The sequence below is a fragment of the Paenibacillus sanfengchensis genome (assembly GCF_036864765.1).
GTDB classification, from domain to species: Bacteria; Bacillota; Bacilli; order Paenibacillales; family Paenibacillaceae; genus Fontibacillus; species Fontibacillus sanfengchensis.
In genome coordinates this window covers 427,854-444,106 of sequence record NZ_JBAGJC010000003.1, presented here as the reverse complement: position 1 = coordinate 444,106, position 16,253 = coordinate 427,854, and the positions used below count along the sequence as shown (strand labels likewise).

Here is a 16,253-nt window from a genome sequence, read left to right as displayed (position 1 = left end):
TAAAAATCACACCGCTTGAGGGGAAACACGATAAGGAGTATACTTTTTATATACAGAGGAGGGTTGATTATGATTGAAATCTCGGATAGTGCTGCCGAGCGAATCAAGGACATGATTGCCGGGGAGGAAACCCCGAATATGTTTCTCCGCCTCGGTGTGAACCCCGGCGGATGCAGCGGCTTTTCATATAGTATGGGACTGGACGATCAGGAGAGCGAAGAGGATGTCTACCTGGACGTCAAAGGAATTAAAGTGGTTGTCGGCAAGGACAGCGTACGCTACCTCAACGGATTGGAGATCGACTTCCAGGAATCCGGCATGTCCGGCGGTTTTACGATCCATAATCCGAACGCGATCGCTTCCTGCGGCTGCGGCCAATCGTTCCGCATGAGGGACGAAGAGGGCAGGCCGGAAGTTTGTGATTGAGAAACGTAGCAGTGGCGCAAACGAACGTTTGGAGTTGCGGATTGTACGCGAAAATAAGCGAGTCCGCAACCCCCATCCGGTATATTAACAATCCTAAAATTGGGCGTTAGGACTGTGAAACGACCTTTATGGCGGATATTATTCGCTATGGAGGTCGTTTTATTATGCTGTTAGCCGGGCGGACATAGGAAAGAGTTCTTTACTGCCTTCCTGATATTTAGACTTTTCATGACAAAGCATTGTATTACTAAATATACAAAATATGCTACTTTTTTACTATTTACATAAACTTCCATCAAGACTATTCTATGAATAGGAAATAATTAACTTTCCGAAAATAACAAGTTGGTTTCGAAGTGTTAAAGGAGGGATGAAAGAACAATAAAACCTACAAATGAATGTATTCCTTGTCGGATCAGGCTCAGGTGCGAAGATTTAAAATTAGAGGAGGTACAATTGTGAAAGCAGTAAAAAAATTATTTGCTGGTTTGATGATGTTTACTCTGATTTTTGGTGTATCTTTTGCTGGATCGGCATTTGCGAGCGGTGATGAGGTCAAGCTTATTGACTCGGAAGTCAGCGTAATTTATAAAAATGGATATGTCGGATTCAGCGGCAATATTGAGGTTGCTAATCTGGGACCCGAGAAGAATGTGACGGTCCATTACACGACAGATGACACGACTTGGTACGATACGAGTGCGAATTATGTAGGTCCGACGGATGGAAGCCATGAGAAATGGCGTTTTAGCATTTTCAGAAATGATGCTTCAACAGATCATCCCGAGTTGAAGAATCTGAAATCCATAAAATTTGCAATCCAATACGAAGTGAATAACCAGACTTATTGGGATAACAATGGGTCAGCGAATTATTACAATGAGGTGAATAGAAATTTACCCCTTAGATCCGTGATTTTGGGATCTCCCAATGTGCTTAGCGCCAATAGTACTTTGAGCAATGGTGAATTTAGCGGGGATATCTATGTGAAAAATCTGGATCCTGAAAAAAAAGTAAAGATCCTGTACACTACGGATGATTGGGCAACGACTCGTGAGGCTTATGCCATTTATACTCACCCCTTGAATAATTTCAATAGTGTTGAAAACTGGAACTATAGTATCAATGTTCCGGGTGCTACAAATGTTAAATATGCGATTTCGTACACAACCGGTGGGCAAACGTATTGGGATAATAACTATGGTCATAATTACGAGCTGGTTCCTAATTCACTTTAATAAAACAATCAAAGAAGGATCACAGAGGCTTACCATTCCGCTCTGTGGTCCTTTTTTCTGGGGAGGGCCGTTTTCAAATCCGGTTGAAATTCACATCGGACTTCGTAGATCACGGTTCCTGTTTTATTTTGCCGGGAGGGGGTAATACAATAGCGTACCGGGCAGCCGGTACCTTCCAAACAACGATAAGGAGTGATTTCAAATGGCAAATAACAATCGTGATGGTAAAATGAGCCGTGAGGAAGCCGGTCGTCTGGGAGGAGAAGCAACAGCTAAAAATCATGATAAGGAATTTTACCAAGAGATTGGTAAAAAGGGCGGAGAAGCGACTTCCCGCAGTCATGATAAAGAGTTCTATCAAGATATTGGCCAAAAAGGCGGGGAAGCCACTTCACGCTCGCATGGCAAAGAGTTCTATCAGGAAATCGGACAAAAGGGCGGCGAAGCCCGCAACGACTCCGATGGCAATGACGGCAAAATGAGCCGTGAGGAAGCCGGCCGTAAGGGCGGCCAAGCACGCGCACGTCAACGGGACTAAACTTAAACTATAAAAAGCGCCCCCATCCTTACCGGATGAGGGCGCTTTGCCTTTATGCCCGCCGGCGGCTATATTTTAAAGCGGTCGATCAGCGTATGGAGCTTCTCCGACAAGTTGGAGAGGAAGGAGGCCGAAGCATCGACTTCCTCCATAGCGGCAAGCTGTTGCTCGGAAGCGGCCGACATCGTTAGACTGCCTTCCACCGTATTGTTGGCGATTCCCACAAGCTGCTCCATCGCTTCGACAAGCTGCCTGGACTTGGCCGACAACTGGTGGACGGTATCGCGAACGTGGGCGACCGCCTCCGCTGCGGAGGCGGTTGACCTTTGAATTTCCTGGAAGGATTCGCCCGCATGATCGACCAGTTCCGCGCCGAGCTTCACTTCGCGGGAAGTCTCTCCCATCGTGCTTGACGTCAGCTCCATTTGCTTGATGATAAAGGAAATCAACTCGGCGATTTGCTGGGCGGATGCCGCGCTGCGTTCGGCCAGCTTGCGGACGGAGGTGGCAACCACGGCGAAGCCGCTGCCTTGTTCTCCCGCCCGGGCGGCCTCGATGGCCGCATTGATCGCCAGCAGGTTGGTTTCGGCGGCGATTTCCGTAATGATGTCCAGGATACTCTGGATTTCCTTGGATTGTCCGCTGAGCAATTCGATACTGGAAGCAAGGGTGTCGATTTTTTCTTCGATCGTATTCATCTGTTGTACGCTTTGTTCAATGGAGACCGCTCCTTTTTTCGCGGCCGTGGCCGAAAGCCGGGTTTCCCGGGATACCCCGTCGGCGTTGTCGGCAATCAGAGTAATGGAATCGGACATTTCCTGCAGCGCGGCCGAGCTTTGCTCCAGGCTCCGCAGCTGTCTTTCCGCACCGTCCGCGAGAGCTTGCGTAACTTCCACGGTCTGCTCGCTGGCCTTGCCGGTTTCCTCGCTGCTGGCGGAGAGCTCCTGCGAGGCGGAAGCCACTTGAACGGAGGTATGATTCACTTCGGCAATCAGCTGTCGCAAGTTTGCGGTCATATTGCCGATGTCGCGGGACAGCGTTCCGACTTCATCTTTGCCCGATAGGGCGACCGGGGCGACGGTTAGATCCCCCTGAGCCACGCGGTTGACCTGGCGGGACAGCTGTTCAAGCGGGCGCACCATGCGGTGAATAAACCAGTAGACGATAATAATGGCGAGCAGGAACACCCCGCTTCCGATGGCGAAGGGGAGGCCGAGAATGTCCCAGACACGTTCATTTATAATGGAAGCGTCGAAATTGATCGCCATGAGCCCCACGATTTCCTTGGTGGGATCATGATCTTTGAATATCGGACCATAACCGGTAAGAAGGCTGACCCCGTCGTAATTATATATTTTTGTATAGACGGAGTGCTTGTGCTGCATCAACATGTCTCGGCTGGAGGCGTCGAAATAAAACGAATCGCCGGCTTGATAGCCGCGCTTCTTAATATTTTGGTCGGCGGCCAGGATTTTTCCGTCCAGAGAAAGGATGAATACCTCCTTAAAAAGCGGCTTGTGCTCCACGGTCCAATTCAGGCGCTGTTCCAGCGCCGCGAGTCCCGAGGAATCCCCCTCTTTTAATCGCTCGATCACGCCCGGATCCACGAGCCCGGTCGTGATATTGGCGCAGCCAACGGTCTCGACGCCCACGGCTTCTTCGACCTGACGGTACGCCGTTTGATAGCTGGTGATCCCGATGAGCGCACTGACCAACAGCAGAAGACCGATGATACCGGCGGTTATTTTTTTAGCGAATCCCATAAATTTTCATACCCCACTTACAAATGGTTTGCTGTTTTTCTGGGTGAAAGGTCTACATCAAATTATAATGAGAATTAAATTGACGTATATTAAATAAAGCAGTCGTAATGTGTCTAAAAAACGAATTATGTACTAATATTCACAAGAGGTGACAAGCCGTGGCAGAGAAAGACGAGATGTGGAGGATTTTTGTGGCGATACCGCTTCCGGTTCCGATCAAGGAAGCCTTGTCCGCTTGGTGCGGAGATTACAAGAACCGGCTGGCCTTTTCAAAATGGGTTTATCCCGAGGATTACCATATTACGGTGCAGTTTCTTGGCGACACGCCGCCGGATCGGATTGAAAAGATTCGGGACGGGCTTTCGGAGGCGGCGGCAGGAATCCGGCCGTTCTCTCTGGAGTTCCGGAACTGCGGGCATTTTGGCCGCCCTTCGGCCCCAAGGGTGTTGTGGGCGGGAGTGGAGGGGGATTTGGAACCGCTGCGGGAACTGCAAAATCGCGTGGTCGTTGCCAACAAGCAGCTTGGTTACATCCCCGAGGACCGTTCATACAATCCGCACATTACCTTGGCGCGCAAGTACAAGGAAGGCGGTCGTTTTGACCCCGCGATCTTAAAGGAGAAAGTCCCGGAATTTGGGGCCTGGACCGTTGATGCCATGGTGATTTACCGGACGCGCATGCGTATGACGCCGATGTATGAAGAAGTGGCGAGGATTGCTTTACAGGGGTGACACAAGCGAATATGATGATGCCCGCCGGCCTTTCGGAGGGCTTTTTTTGCTGAAAAAAATCGAATTTGTATTCAAAACTCTTTTTTTCGGTTACATAGATGAAAGAATGTGTCATTACAATGGATGTTATCTTCCGGGTTGAGCCGCATTCCTCATTCGGGAGAACTGTCGGGCAGGAGGTCTTTATTTTATGTATATTTTTCGGCAAAACCGTTATGTCGCGCTTCTGATCGGAGCGATTCTTGTATGTTTAGGAGTCATTTACTTGCTTCAACCCCATTCGAGCCGGGAGCGGATAGGCCATCGGGAGATGCCCGGCGTGCCGGATGCTTCGAAGTCAAGCCGGGCCGTTGTGACGTCTGTCGGCAGGAACATCACGGTTAACGTGAAATCGGGCGAGAGGCCATTTCAGCCGGCTTTTTTGCATCTAACTACGCTTGAGATCAAGCGTCCTAAAAAAGAAACCGGAGTAAGCCATACGCTGCTGCTCAAGGAATTGGCGGCGGAACGGGCTTGGCTGCGCACCCAGGCGGCGGCAGTCCGAAGCAAGAGACAGACTCCGGACCCATTACATCCCCCCGACCAATTATTCTTCACTCGAACGAAGCTGTTAAGCCAGGCGGATAAAGATCAGGCGACCTGGAGCTACGCTTTGGACGAGGAGGAACTGCTTCTCCTTCAAAAGATCGTGATGGCAGAAGCAGAGGGCGAACCGTACGAAGGCAAGGTGGCTGTCACCAATGTTGTCTTAAACCGGCTACGGTCCGCCAATTATCCCGATACGATCAAGGAAGTCATTTATCAAAAATCGCAGTTCAGTCCGGTGCAAAACGGCCGGCTAAACAGGGTCAAACCGAACAAAGAGACGATCCGGGCCGTAAATGAGGCGCTGAACGGCCGCAAGGAGGTTTCGGACGACACATACTATTTCTTGTCGCTAAAGCTGGCCACCGATTTAACCATCGCCCGTACCAAGGATAAGGCGGAGGTGATTGGAAACCATACATTCTATAAGTAGAATCCGGCACGAACCTCCGGCTTGTTTCGCTATGCCCGGCGTCCCTGGAGATTCGCCGTCCGGTAAGGGGCACACAGCAGTTCGGCGATCGTCCTTGCGCAGCAATCCGGCTGATAAGAACTGCGGGATCCATTTAGTTTTTCTGCCGAAAGGGAGCGTGTTTTTCCGGAAAAATTGCGGCTCAGCTTATGCAGCCAAAAATCCAGCATATCTTCGGAGGTCAGTTCCGTACCGCATCCGATCTTCATAAAATATTCGCGGTTTTTCTCCTCCTGGCCGGGCAAGGACTCATAAAACAGCATCGGTATCCCTTTGGCCAGCCCCTCGGTGCAAGTCATGCCGCCCGGCTTGGTGATGAGCAGGTCCGAGGCGTCCATCCATTGGCTGATATTGCGGGTGTAACCGAGGATCTTGATATTCGAATGCTGCAGGCCCGGGTGGCTGCGCAGTTTGGCCGCCTGCTTCTCATTGCTGCCCATGCAGCAGACGATCTGAACGCGATCCTTCCACTCGGACATTTTGGCGACCAGTTCGTCTTTCATCATCCCCCATCCGCCGCCCATGATCAGGACGGTAGGAAGCTGGCGGAGACCCAGTTCCCGCCGAACGGAGGCTTTGTCCTGCCGAATCCAGAATTCGGGATGGACCGGAATGCCGGACACCTGGATAGCCGAAGGGCTCACCCCCCGGCGGATCAACAGGTTTTGGACCTCCGGAGTGGAGACGAAGTACCGGTCGACCTCCGGACTGATCCAAGAGCCGTGAGCGTCGTAGTCGGTAATCAAGGTAAACAGCGGAACCGTCAGACCGGAAGCTTTGAGCCTGGAAATGACGGCTCCGGGAATCGGATGCGTGCAAATGATCAACTCGGGCTTCATCTGTTCGATAAAACGCGAGGCATGATTGTAAAATAATTTATGGAGCGCAAGGCGGGTTAAACGCCCTACGGGCTTCTCGTATTGTTTGCGGTAGACCATGCCGACAAGCGCGGGGCTCGTGTTCACGGTCAGACGATAGGCGCCTTGAATCCAGGGAGCCAGAACAGGATGAAGGATCGAGCCCAACTCCAGCACTTTAGCGCGAATCGTGGGATCTATTTTCTTTAAACCTGCGGCGATGGCGTAGGCCGCTTGAGTATGACCGCTGCCGAAGCCTTCGGATAGGATCAGCACTCTTTTAAACGGCATAAGTTTCACCTCTTCAATAAACTGGTTTGCGCGACAGATTGGTGTTCGCAATTTCAGTTTATTTTTTTTCGGCCATTTTAAAAAGAGACCGGGGACTGGTCTCCGGCTGGACTTAGGTCGGGGAGCGGGCCGGACCGGGCCGTACAACATGATGGAAATACATTGTGAAAATTACAGAAAATAAGCTCTTGTCATGCCCCGGGGGAAATGATAGATTAGTGAATGACTTAATGACCGAATTAGATTTTTGGTCAATCAAGAAAAAATAAAGACGGGATGAAGGAGAGGGAACTATCATGAAATCGATATCGGTGTTTTTTCAGGACCTGGCTGCGTCCTTCAAGAAACCGAAAGTCATTGTCCCGATTATCGTCGTCCTGTTCATACCGGTGTTGTACAGCGGCATGTTTTTGGCGGCGTTTTGGGATCCATACGGGAAAATGAACGAAATTCCGGTCGCGGTCGTCAATGAAGACACCGGGGCGGAGTATGAAGGGAAATCGCTCCAGGTCGGCAAGGACCTGATTGAAGAACTTAAGAAAGGCAACGATTTCTCATGGAAATTCGTCTCGCGTGAAGAGGCGGAAAAAGGGATGGAAGCGAACGAATATTATATGACGATCGTCATCCCGGAAAACTTCTCGTCGCAGGCCACAACGGTCATGGACGATAATCCGCAGCCGGCCGAGCTGATGTTCGAGCCGAACGAGGGTTACAATTTCCTGGCTGCGCAAATCGGCGGTACGGCCGTGAAGGAGATTAAATCCAAGGTCTCCGCCAAAGTGACGGAGGCGTACACCGAGACGTTGTTCGATCAGGTGGAAAAAGTGTCCGGCGGTTTGAACGACGCGGGCTCCGGCGCAAGCACCCTGAATGAAGGGGCCGTAAAGCTGGACGAAGGCGCGCAGAAATTGAAAGAAAACCTGGCGAAGCTGGTCGCCGGGACGAATAAACTGGGCAAAGGCATCGCTCCGCTTCAGGAAGGCGCCGGGGACTTGAGCAAAGGGGCCGCGGATGTGCAAACCGGCGCGGCGAAGCTGTCCGGCGGGCTAAACCAACTGAAGGCGGCTGAACAGAAGCTGGAGAGCGGGGCGACCCAGGCTTACGAAGGCGGCGTGAAGCTGCAAAGCGGGCTGGAGTCCTCTGCGGAAGGCGCGAACAAGCTGAAAGCCGGCCTGACTTCCGCTCAGGAAGGCAGCGGCAAGCTCGTAGCCGGGCTGGAATCCTCCTCTGAAGGCGGCGCCAAAGTGGCCGAGGGAGCGAAGAGCGTGGCCCAAGGCTTGGAGCAGTTGGCCAAGAGCAATCCGGAACTGGCCCAAAACCCGGCCGTTCAACAGTTGCTGACGGCCAGCAAGGCCGTATCCCAAGGCAGCGAGCAGGTCCGGCAAGCCCAGGCTCAATTGCTGCAGGGCAGCCGGGAACTGCATAGCGCCCACGGTCAGCTGCTGCAAGGCAGCGAGCAGTTGGCGCAGGGCCAGCGGCAGCTCGTTCAAGGCGCCGACCAGCTTACGGCCGGTCAAAAGCAGTTGACCGAGGGTCTGCAGCTGTTCGGCGGCAAACTGTCCGAGGCTGCGGCTGGCGGCCATGAACTTGTCCAAGGGGCGGGCAAGCTGAGTGCGGGGGCCCAAAAGATCGAGGGCGGCATGGGCCAACTGACCGGCGGCGTCGAAACGCTGGCCAGCGGTTCCAAGCAGCTTGGCGCCGGTGCGGGCGAGCTGAAGGACGGCATGGATAAGCTGACCGAAGGCTCCGGCGAACTGGCTTCGAAGCTGAATGAAGCGGCCGAAAAAACGTCCGGCGTGAAGAAAAACGACAAGCTGGTGAGCATGTACGCCGAGCCCGTGCAAGTCAAGGAACAAAAGATTAGCGAAGTGCCGAACTACGGAACCGGCTTCTCTCCTTACTTCCTGTCGCTCGGTCTGTTCGTGGGGGCTCTGATTTCCACGCTGGTAGTCCCGCTCCGCGAATCGTCCGTGGCGGAGGCCAGCGCCTGGAACCGGTTTGTGAGCCGCGGGCTCGCCTTTACCGGTATGAGCCTGGTCCAATCCCTCCTGGCATCGTTGCTGGTGCTGTACGGACTGGGCCTGGAAGTGAAGAGCGTTCCGCTGTTCTTCCTCTTCAGCTTCGTCACGAGCTTGTGTTTCATGTTTATTATTCAGGCGCTGGTGACTTGGCTTGAGAATCCCGGCCGCTTCCTGGCGATCCTGATGCTGATTTTCCAATTGACCACAAGCGCGGGCACCTTCCCGCTGGAATTGATTCCGAACTGGATGAAGGCGTTCAACCCGCTTCTCCCGATGACCTACAGCGTCAGCGGCTACAAAGCGGTCGTCTCCACGGGCGATTTCAGCCATGCCTGGAATCAGCTCGGCATCCTCGCCGGTTTCGCCGTTGTCTTCCTGGCGTTGACGCTGCTCTACTTCGTTATGCATAAACACAGCGAAATTGTGAGCGCTGAAACGAGCCTGGAGGCTTAATTAGCTTAATATCTGTATCGGCAAGCCCGAAAAGAGAACCCGAACTTTTTTGTTCGGGTTCTTTTTTTGGGTACACGGCAAAAGGCGGGATGAGAGATGACAGCTGACAAACGGTAGGGCTGATCATGCCTATTTTTAGAAAATAAAGCGGGAGCGACCAAGATCTTGCCGACTGGATGATTTTCCTTCTTAAATTTCTTGGCATTAGTGCAAAAGAAAGAGAAGATAGTGCAAAAACAGTCGCGGCGTTTTCCGTTAGAATAAAAATACTAAATAAAACATGTCGTTAACAGTAAGGTTTAGTTTATTTATAGAAAGGTTGACGCTGAATATGAAACATACGGTTATACCACCAAAGCAGGGACTTTACGATCCGACGTTTGAAAAAGACGCCTGCGGCATGGGCTTTGTCGCTCATATCAAAGGCAAGGCCTCCCATGATATCGTAAGTCAGGCTTTGACGATGCTGACGAATATGGAGCACCGCGGAGGCCAGGGGAGCGAGCCGAATTCCGGGGACGGCGCAGGTATTTTACTGCAAATCCCGCATCGCTTTTTTGAGGCGGAGGCCCAGAAGCTGGGATATCGTCTTCCCGAGGCCGGTCAATACGGGGTAGGCATGCTGTTCCTGCCGCATGACGAGAAGGTCCGCAGCCGTCAGGAAGCCGAGTTGACCCGGATTATCGAGGAGGAAGGCCAACAAGTTATCGGCTTCCGTACGGTACCTACCCGGGACGATATGCTGGGCAAATCGGCAAGAGAGGCGAAGCCGTTCGTGCGTCAAATTTTCATTTCCCGCGGCGCGGGATTGACGACCGACCTGGATTTTGAACGCAAACTGTATGTGATCCGCCGCCGGGCCGAGTTGGCCATCCGCTACAGCGGCGAGGCGGAGGGCGACGCTTTTTACGTATCGAGCATGTCCTGCCGGAAGGTGGTCTACAAAGGGATGCTCACCACGGAGCAGGTCGGACAGTTCTATCTCGATTTGCAGGATGAGCGTCTCGAATCGGCGATCGCGCTCGTGCACTCCCGCTTTAGTACGAACACGTTCCCGAGCTGGGAAAGAGCGCATCCTTACCGCTTTATGATCCATAACGGGGAGATCAATACCCTGCGCGGAAACGTGAACTGGATGCGGGCCCGTCAATCGTTGTTCGAAACGGAAGCCTTCGGCGCCGATCTGGAAAAGGTCAAGCCTGTGATCAATCCGGACGGTTCGGATACGGCGATGTTTGACAATACGTTTGAATTTCTGTACCTGAGCGGCCGCTCCCTTCCGCATGTCGCCATGATGATGGTTCCGGAGCCTTGGAGCAACCATGCCGATATGGACGAGGACAAGAAAGCTTTTTACGAATATCACAGCGCGCTGATGGAGCCGTGGGACGGCCCTGCGGCCATGGGCTTCACGGACGGCGTGCAAATCGGCGCGATTCTGGATCGCAACGGCCTGCGTCCTTCCCGCTACTATGTGACGAAGAACGATTTGATCGTGCTTTCGTCCGAGGTGGGGGTTCTGGACATTCCGGCCGAGGAGGTTCTGTACAAGGACCGTTTGCGTCCGGGCCGGATGCTGCTCGTGGATACGAAAGAAGGCCGCATTATTTCCGACGAGGAAGTCAAGGCTTCCATCGCCAAGGAGAATCCTTACCGCGCCTGGTTGGATGAGCACATGGTGCTGCTGGAGGATCTTCCCGAAGCTCCGGAAATGCCGGCGGACCGCCACGAGAACATCACGCTGCGTCAAATGGCGTTCGGTTACAGCTTCGAGGACTTGCGCAAGGTGTTTGAGCCGATGGCGCTTACGGGAGCCGAGGGCATCGCTTCGATGGGGTACGACGCTCCGATCGCCGTTCTTTCGGACCGTCCGCAGCGTCTGTACAACTACTTTAAGCAGATGTTCGCCCAGGTGACGAATCCGCCGATCGATGCCATCCGCGAGGAGCTTGTGACTTCGACGGCGACGATGATCGGTCCGGAACGGAATCTGCTCAAGCCGGAACCGGAGAGCTGCCGCCAAGTCCGGCTGGAATCCCCGATTTTGTCCAATGAAGAGTTTGCCAAGCTGCGCCATATTCGCCGTCCGGGTTTCAAAGCGATGACAATCCCGATTCTGTTCCCGGCGGATCAAGGTGCGGAAGGGCTGCGCAAGGCGCTCGATACGCTTTGTGAAGCGGCGGACCGGGTGATCGCCAAAGGCCATAACGTCCTGATTCTGTCCGACCGCGGCGTGGACGCCGAAAATGCGGCCATTCCGGCGCTGCTGGCCGTTTCGTCGCTGCATCATCATCTCATCCGACAGGAAACGCGGACGAAGGTCAGCCTCTTGCTGGAATCGGGGGAACCGCGTGAGGTTCACCATTTCGCCCTGCTGCTCGGGTATGGGGTCAGCGCGGTGAACCCTTACCTCGCTTTCGAAACGCTGGATGACATGATCACCCAGGGACTGCTGCAAGGCATTTCCCATTACAAGGCCGTCAGCAACTTCATCAAGGCCGCGACGAAAGGCGTCATAAAGACGCTGTCAAAAATGGGGATTTCCACCATCCAGTCGTATCGGGGGGCGCAGATTTTTGAAGCGGTGGGCTTAAAAGAGGATTTCGTGGACCGTTACTTTACCTGGACGCCGTCGAGGATCGGCGGCATCGGGCTGGAAGAGGTGGCGCAGGAGACGCTATCCCATCACTTCCGCGCTTTCGCCAGTCAGGACGGTAAAGATCCGGTGCTGGATTCCGTAGGGGAGTATCAATGGCGGAATGACGGGGAGGAGCATCTGTTCAACCCGCAGACGGTTCATCTGCTTCAGCAATCCGTGCGTACCGGTGATTACGGACTCTATAAAAAATTCGCTTCTCTAGTTCAAGGGGAAAATGAGAAACACCTTACGCTCCGTTCGCTGCTGGACTTGAAGCCGGTCGGACCCAAAGTTCCGCTGGAAGAAGTGGAGTCGGCCACATCGATTATGCGCCGCTTCAAAACCGGAGCGATGTCGTTCGGTTCGATCAGCAAAGAAGCGCACGAGACGATCGCGATCGCGATGAACCGCATCGGCGGCAAGAGCAACACCGGCGAGGGCGGCGAGGATCCGGCGCGCTATGTGCCGGACGCCAACGGCGATCTGCGCCGCAGCGCGATCAAGCAGGTCGCCTCGGGCCGCTTCGGGGTCACCTCGCATTACTTGGTCAATGCCGATGAAATTCAGATCAAGATGGCGCAGGGCGCGAAGCCGGGGGAAGGCGGACAGCTTCCGGGCCGCAAGGTGTATCCTTGGGTCGCCGAAGTCCGCGGTTCCACACCGGGCGTGGGTCTGATTTCGCCGCCGCCGCACCATGATATTTATTCGATCGAGGATTTGGCGGAGCTGATCTATGATTTGAAAAACTCGAATCCGCGGGCACGGATCAACGTCAAGCTAGTGTCCGAAGCGGGGGTCGGCACGATCGCTGCGGGCGTGGCCAAGGGCCGTGCCGATGTCATTCTCGTCAGCGGCTATGACGGCGGGACCGGGGCGTCCCCGCAAAGCTCGATCCGCCATGCGGGCCTCCCTTGGGAGCTTGGGCTCGCCGAGACGCAGCAGACGCTGATGCTGAACAATTTACGCGACCGCGTTGTCCTGGAGACGGACGGCAAAATGCTCACCGGACGCGACCTCGCCGTCGCCGCGCTGCTCGGCGCCGAGGAGTACGGCTTCTCGACGGCTCCGCTCGTGGCGGTCGGCTGCATCATGATGCGCGTCTGCCAGTTGGACACTTGTCCGGTCGGCGTGGCCACCCAAAATCCGGAGCTGCGCAAAAACTTCACGGGTGACCCGCAGCACGTGGTCAATTTCATGACCTTCGTGGCCGAAGACCTCCGCGAATGGATGGCCGAGCTCGGCTTCCGTAATCTGGATGAAATGATCGGACGGACCGACTGCCTGGGCACGCTCAAGGCGGTCGACCATTGGAAGAAGAAGGGCGTCGACCTGTCCGCCTTGCTTCACATGCCGGAGGTGCCTGCGGGCGGCAGCCGTTACTGCACCCGCCGGCAAAACCACGGCCTGGAGGAGACGCTGGATATGACGCGTCTCCTGGAGCTGGCGGCGCCGGCGCTGGAGCGCGGCGAAGCCGTCAGCGCGCTGCTGCCGATCTGCAATGTGAACCGGGCGACGGGGACGATCCTCGGCAGTGAAGTGACGCGCATTTATGGCGCGGCCGGTCTGCCGGAGGATACGATTACGTTCCGGTTCGAAGGATCGGCGGGCCAAAGCTTCGGCGCTTTCGTGCCGAAGGGTATGACGCTGACGGTGGAAGGCGACGCGAACGACTACACCGGCAAAGGCCTATCGGGCGGCAAGGTGATCGTGAAGCCGTCGCCGAAGGCCACATTCGCGGCCGAAGAGAACATCATCGTCGGCAACACGTCGTTCTACGGCGCGACCGGCGGCGAAGCCTACATCCGCGGGATCGCGGGCGAGCGCTTCGCGGTCCGCAACTCCGGCGCGAACATTGTGGTCGAAGGGGTAGGCGACCATGGCTGCGAATACATGACCGGCGGACGCGTCGTTGTCCTCGGCGAAACCGGCCGCAACTTTGCGGCGGGCATGTCGGGCGGGATCGCTTACGTCCTGGATGTGACGGGCGATTTCGTCAAGCGGTGCAACCTGGAGATGGTGCTATTGGAGCAGGTATTCGAACCGGAAGAGGCCGACCAGCTCCGCACGCTGATCAGCCGCCATGTCCTGTATACGGACAGCATCGTCGGCCGCCGCGTGCTGGACAATTGGAATGAACTGCTGCCGAAATTCGTCCGCGTCATTCCGAAAGATTACAAGCGGATGCTGGAGCAAATCCGCAAGGTGGAGAACGAAGGCTTGAAGGGCGAGGCCGCCCTGCTCGCCGCCTTCGAAGCCAACACGCGGGAGCTTGCCCGCTCCGGCAACTAAACTGCAAACGAAAAGTCGCCGCCTTCGTCAGGAAAATAACGGGGGCGGCGTTTTTTCATATACATTTCATACTAACCAGTTAAAATAAACTTCAGATAGGTATGAGGAGGTCGCGGGGGATTGTCAACGATACTGGTTGTAGAGGATGATCGGGAAACCAATGAGGCTATTGCCGAATATTTGAAAGTTGCGGGACATCGGGTTATTTCCGCTTTTGATGGGGAGGAAGCTTTGCGCTGTTTTAGAGATCATAGTATCCACCTTATCATTTTGGATATTATGTTGCCCAAAATTTCAGGTCTGTCGGTTCTTTTGCAGGTGAGGGAAACCAGTGCGGTGCCCGTTGTGATGTTAACGGCCATTAGTGATGAATACACACAAATTATCAGTTTTGATATCCAAGCCGATGATTATATAACCAAGCCATTCTCCATGGTGCTGCTGGGCAAGCGGGTAACGGCGTTACTCCGCAGAGGTAATAAACAGCAAAACGTCAGCTTTATGACATTCGGAGATGTCAAGGTGGACTTTTCCGGTTATACGGCTAGCGACGCAGGCGGCAGAATTGATATTACCCCCAAAGAAATTGAACTGTTGAAACTGTTGGTGGAACATCAGGGACATGTATTGACCAGAACCCAAATCCTTGACGATTTATGGGGGGAAGAATGTACCATTAATGACAGAACCATTGACACCTACATTAAGAACCTTCGCAAAAAACTTAGGCTGGAATCGATTGTAACTGTGAAGGGTGTCGGTTATAAGTTTGAGGCTCGCCCATGAAACGGTTGAAAATTTTCCCCAAAACTTTTTTGTATACGCTTGGCTTGATGGTATTCATGAATGTAATGGCCCATACTTTATTTTACCTTTTAACGCCTCCCGTAAGCTTCACTGCTAAAGAATATACTGATGATCCCGTATTGACGGCAGTTACTTTAAACCTCTCCGATTATATCGCCGGCATTATTCGTTCCGTTCTTCCCATTTCGATGCTTATTTGTTTTATAGTTTCCGTGCTCTGCTCCCTGCTTTTTTCCAGAGCGATGACTCGGCCGATTCGACGGATTTCGGCTGAAACAGCACAGATGGAAACCTTGGATAGAAGCGCATGGTGTATAGTTCAGTCCGATGATGAAATCGGCGCTTTGGGGAACAACGTGAACCGGTTATATCACAGCCTCCTAAAAACCATCGAAAATTTGGAAATAGAGAAAATCAAGGTGAGTGAATCCGAAAAATCAAAAGTGGATTTTCTGAGAATGGCCTCGCACGAATTGAAAACGCCTGTAACCGCACTGAATGCGATGCTGGAGAATATGATGCTTGGCGTAGGCAAATACAAGGATCATGAAGTCTATTTACCGAAGTGCAAGCGAATGACGGAACAACTGGCCGAGATGATCAAAAATGTTCTTGATACCTCAAACTTGAGTGTTTTGGTACGGGATGAAGCAACAACCGACATTCATCTTCCGGCGTTCTTAACCGAATTATGCGAGCCTTTTCAAATCATAGCCAAGGCTAAAGGCATTCGGTTTGAGTTGGACGTTACGGAGGGGGAGACTGTCCATTTGCCGCCAGAGCTTTTTGGCAAAGCGCTAAACAATCTCGTTTCCAATGCGGTCTCTTATACCCAAAGGGGACATTCAGTAAGGGTGTATTGTGATGCTGACCACTTGGTCATTGAAAATGAGTGCGACCCCATCCCCGAAGAGCATCTGAAAGAATTATTTAAACCGTTTTACCGGCCGGAATATGAAAGAGGGAGAGATCCGGGAGGCAACGGGCTGGGTTTGTATATTGTCGATTCCATTCTAAACGCCTTACGGATTAGCTACACGTTCACTCCAACACCATCGAAAAAAGGGATGGCCTTTAGCCTTCTAATAAAAAAGTAAATTCACCGCCCGGATAATCTCGGCGGTTTTTTTTATGACTACAT

11 protein-coding genes are annotated in these 16,253 nt (G+C 53.4%); 9 read left to right on the top strand and 2 right to left on the bottom strand.

Annotated features, from left to right (window positions below; translation table 11 throughout):
• The first annotated feature begins 69 nt into the window (after positions 1–69).
• The 3 genes from V4U84_RS08270 (at position 70) to V4U84_RS08260 (ending at position 2,202) form a co-directional block, all read left to right on the top strand.
• Positions 70–426, top strand: a complete 357-nt coding sequence (locus tag V4U84_RS08270; protein ID WP_334073597.1) for a HesB/IscA family protein — start codon at positions 70–72, stop codon at positions 424–426.
• 458 nt (positions 427–884) lie between these two features.
• Positions 885–1,664 carry a hypothetical protein gene (locus tag V4U84_RS08265; protein ID WP_334073598.1) on the top strand — a complete coding sequence of 260 codons (780 nt, stop codon included), beginning with the start codon at positions 885–887 and terminating at the stop codon, positions 1,662–1,664.
• A 202-nt stretch (positions 1,665–1,866) separates the two neighbouring features.
• Positions 1,867–2,202 (top strand): general stress protein, encoded by a 336-nt coding sequence (locus V4U84_RS08260; RefSeq protein WP_334073599.1) that lies wholly within the window; start codon positions 1,867–1,869, stop codon positions 2,200–2,202.
• Positions 2,203–2,270: 68 nt separating this feature from the next.
• On the opposite strand, the gene V4U84_RS08255 is transcribed toward V4U84_RS08260, so the two are convergent.
• Complete coding sequence (locus tag V4U84_RS08255) at positions 2,271–3,965, bottom strand: methyl-accepting chemotaxis protein (RefSeq protein ID WP_334073600.1); 1,695 nt, start codon at positions 3,963–3,965, stop codon at positions 2,271–2,273.
• A 158-nt stretch (positions 3,966–4,123) separates the two neighbouring features.
• Between V4U84_RS08255 and thpR the strand changes: the two genes are divergently transcribed.
• Positions 4,124–4,696: an RNA 2',3'-cyclic phosphodiesterase gene (gene thpR, locus V4U84_RS08250; RefSeq protein WP_334073601.1), complete on the top strand. Its 573-nt coding sequence runs from the start codon at positions 4,124–4,126 to the stop codon at positions 4,694–4,696.
• 190 nt (positions 4,697–4,886) lie between these two features.
• A complete protein-coding gene (locus V4U84_RS08245; protein WP_334073602.1) occupies positions 4,887–5,714 on the top strand; it encodes a cell wall hydrolase in 828 nt (275 codons plus the stop codon).
• A 29-nt stretch (positions 5,715–5,743) separates the two neighbouring features.
• Here the strand turns inward: V4U84_RS08245 and V4U84_RS08240 are convergent, their stop codons facing one another.
• Positions 5,744–6,901, bottom strand: a complete 1,158-nt coding sequence (locus V4U84_RS08240; protein ID WP_334073603.1) for an MGDG synthase family glycosyltransferase — start codon at positions 6,899–6,901, stop codon at positions 5,744–5,746.
• Positions 6,902–7,197: 296 nt separating this feature from the next.
• Between V4U84_RS08240 and V4U84_RS08235 the strand changes: the two genes are divergently transcribed.
• From V4U84_RS08235 to V4U84_RS08220, 4 genes are all read left to right on the top strand, one after another.
• Positions 7,198–9,378 carry a YhgE/Pip domain-containing protein gene (locus tag V4U84_RS08235; RefSeq protein ID WP_334073604.1) on the top strand — a complete coding sequence of 727 codons (2,181 nt, stop codon included), beginning with the start codon at positions 7,198–7,200 and terminating at the stop codon, positions 9,376–9,378.
• A gap of 331 nt (positions 9,379–9,709) precedes the next feature.
• The gene (gene gltB / locus V4U84_RS08230; RefSeq protein WP_334073605.1) at positions 9,710–14,305 is read left to right on the top strand and encodes a glutamate synthase large subunit; all 4,596 of its coding nucleotides are present in this window, start codon (positions 9,710–9,712) and stop codon (positions 14,303–14,305) included.
• 120 nt (positions 14,306–14,425) lie between these two features.
• A complete protein-coding gene (locus tag V4U84_RS08225; RefSeq protein ID WP_334073606.1) occupies positions 14,426–15,091 on the top strand; it encodes a response regulator transcription factor in 666 nt (221 codons plus the stop codon).
• Positions 15,088–16,209 (top strand): sensor histidine kinase, encoded by a 1,122-nt coding sequence (locus V4U84_RS08220; RefSeq protein WP_334073607.1) that lies wholly within the window; start codon positions 15,088–15,090, stop codon positions 16,207–16,209. The genes V4U84_RS08225 and V4U84_RS08220 overlap by 4 nt, the downstream gene beginning before the upstream one ends.
• Positions 16,210–16,253: the final 44 nt, after the last annotated feature.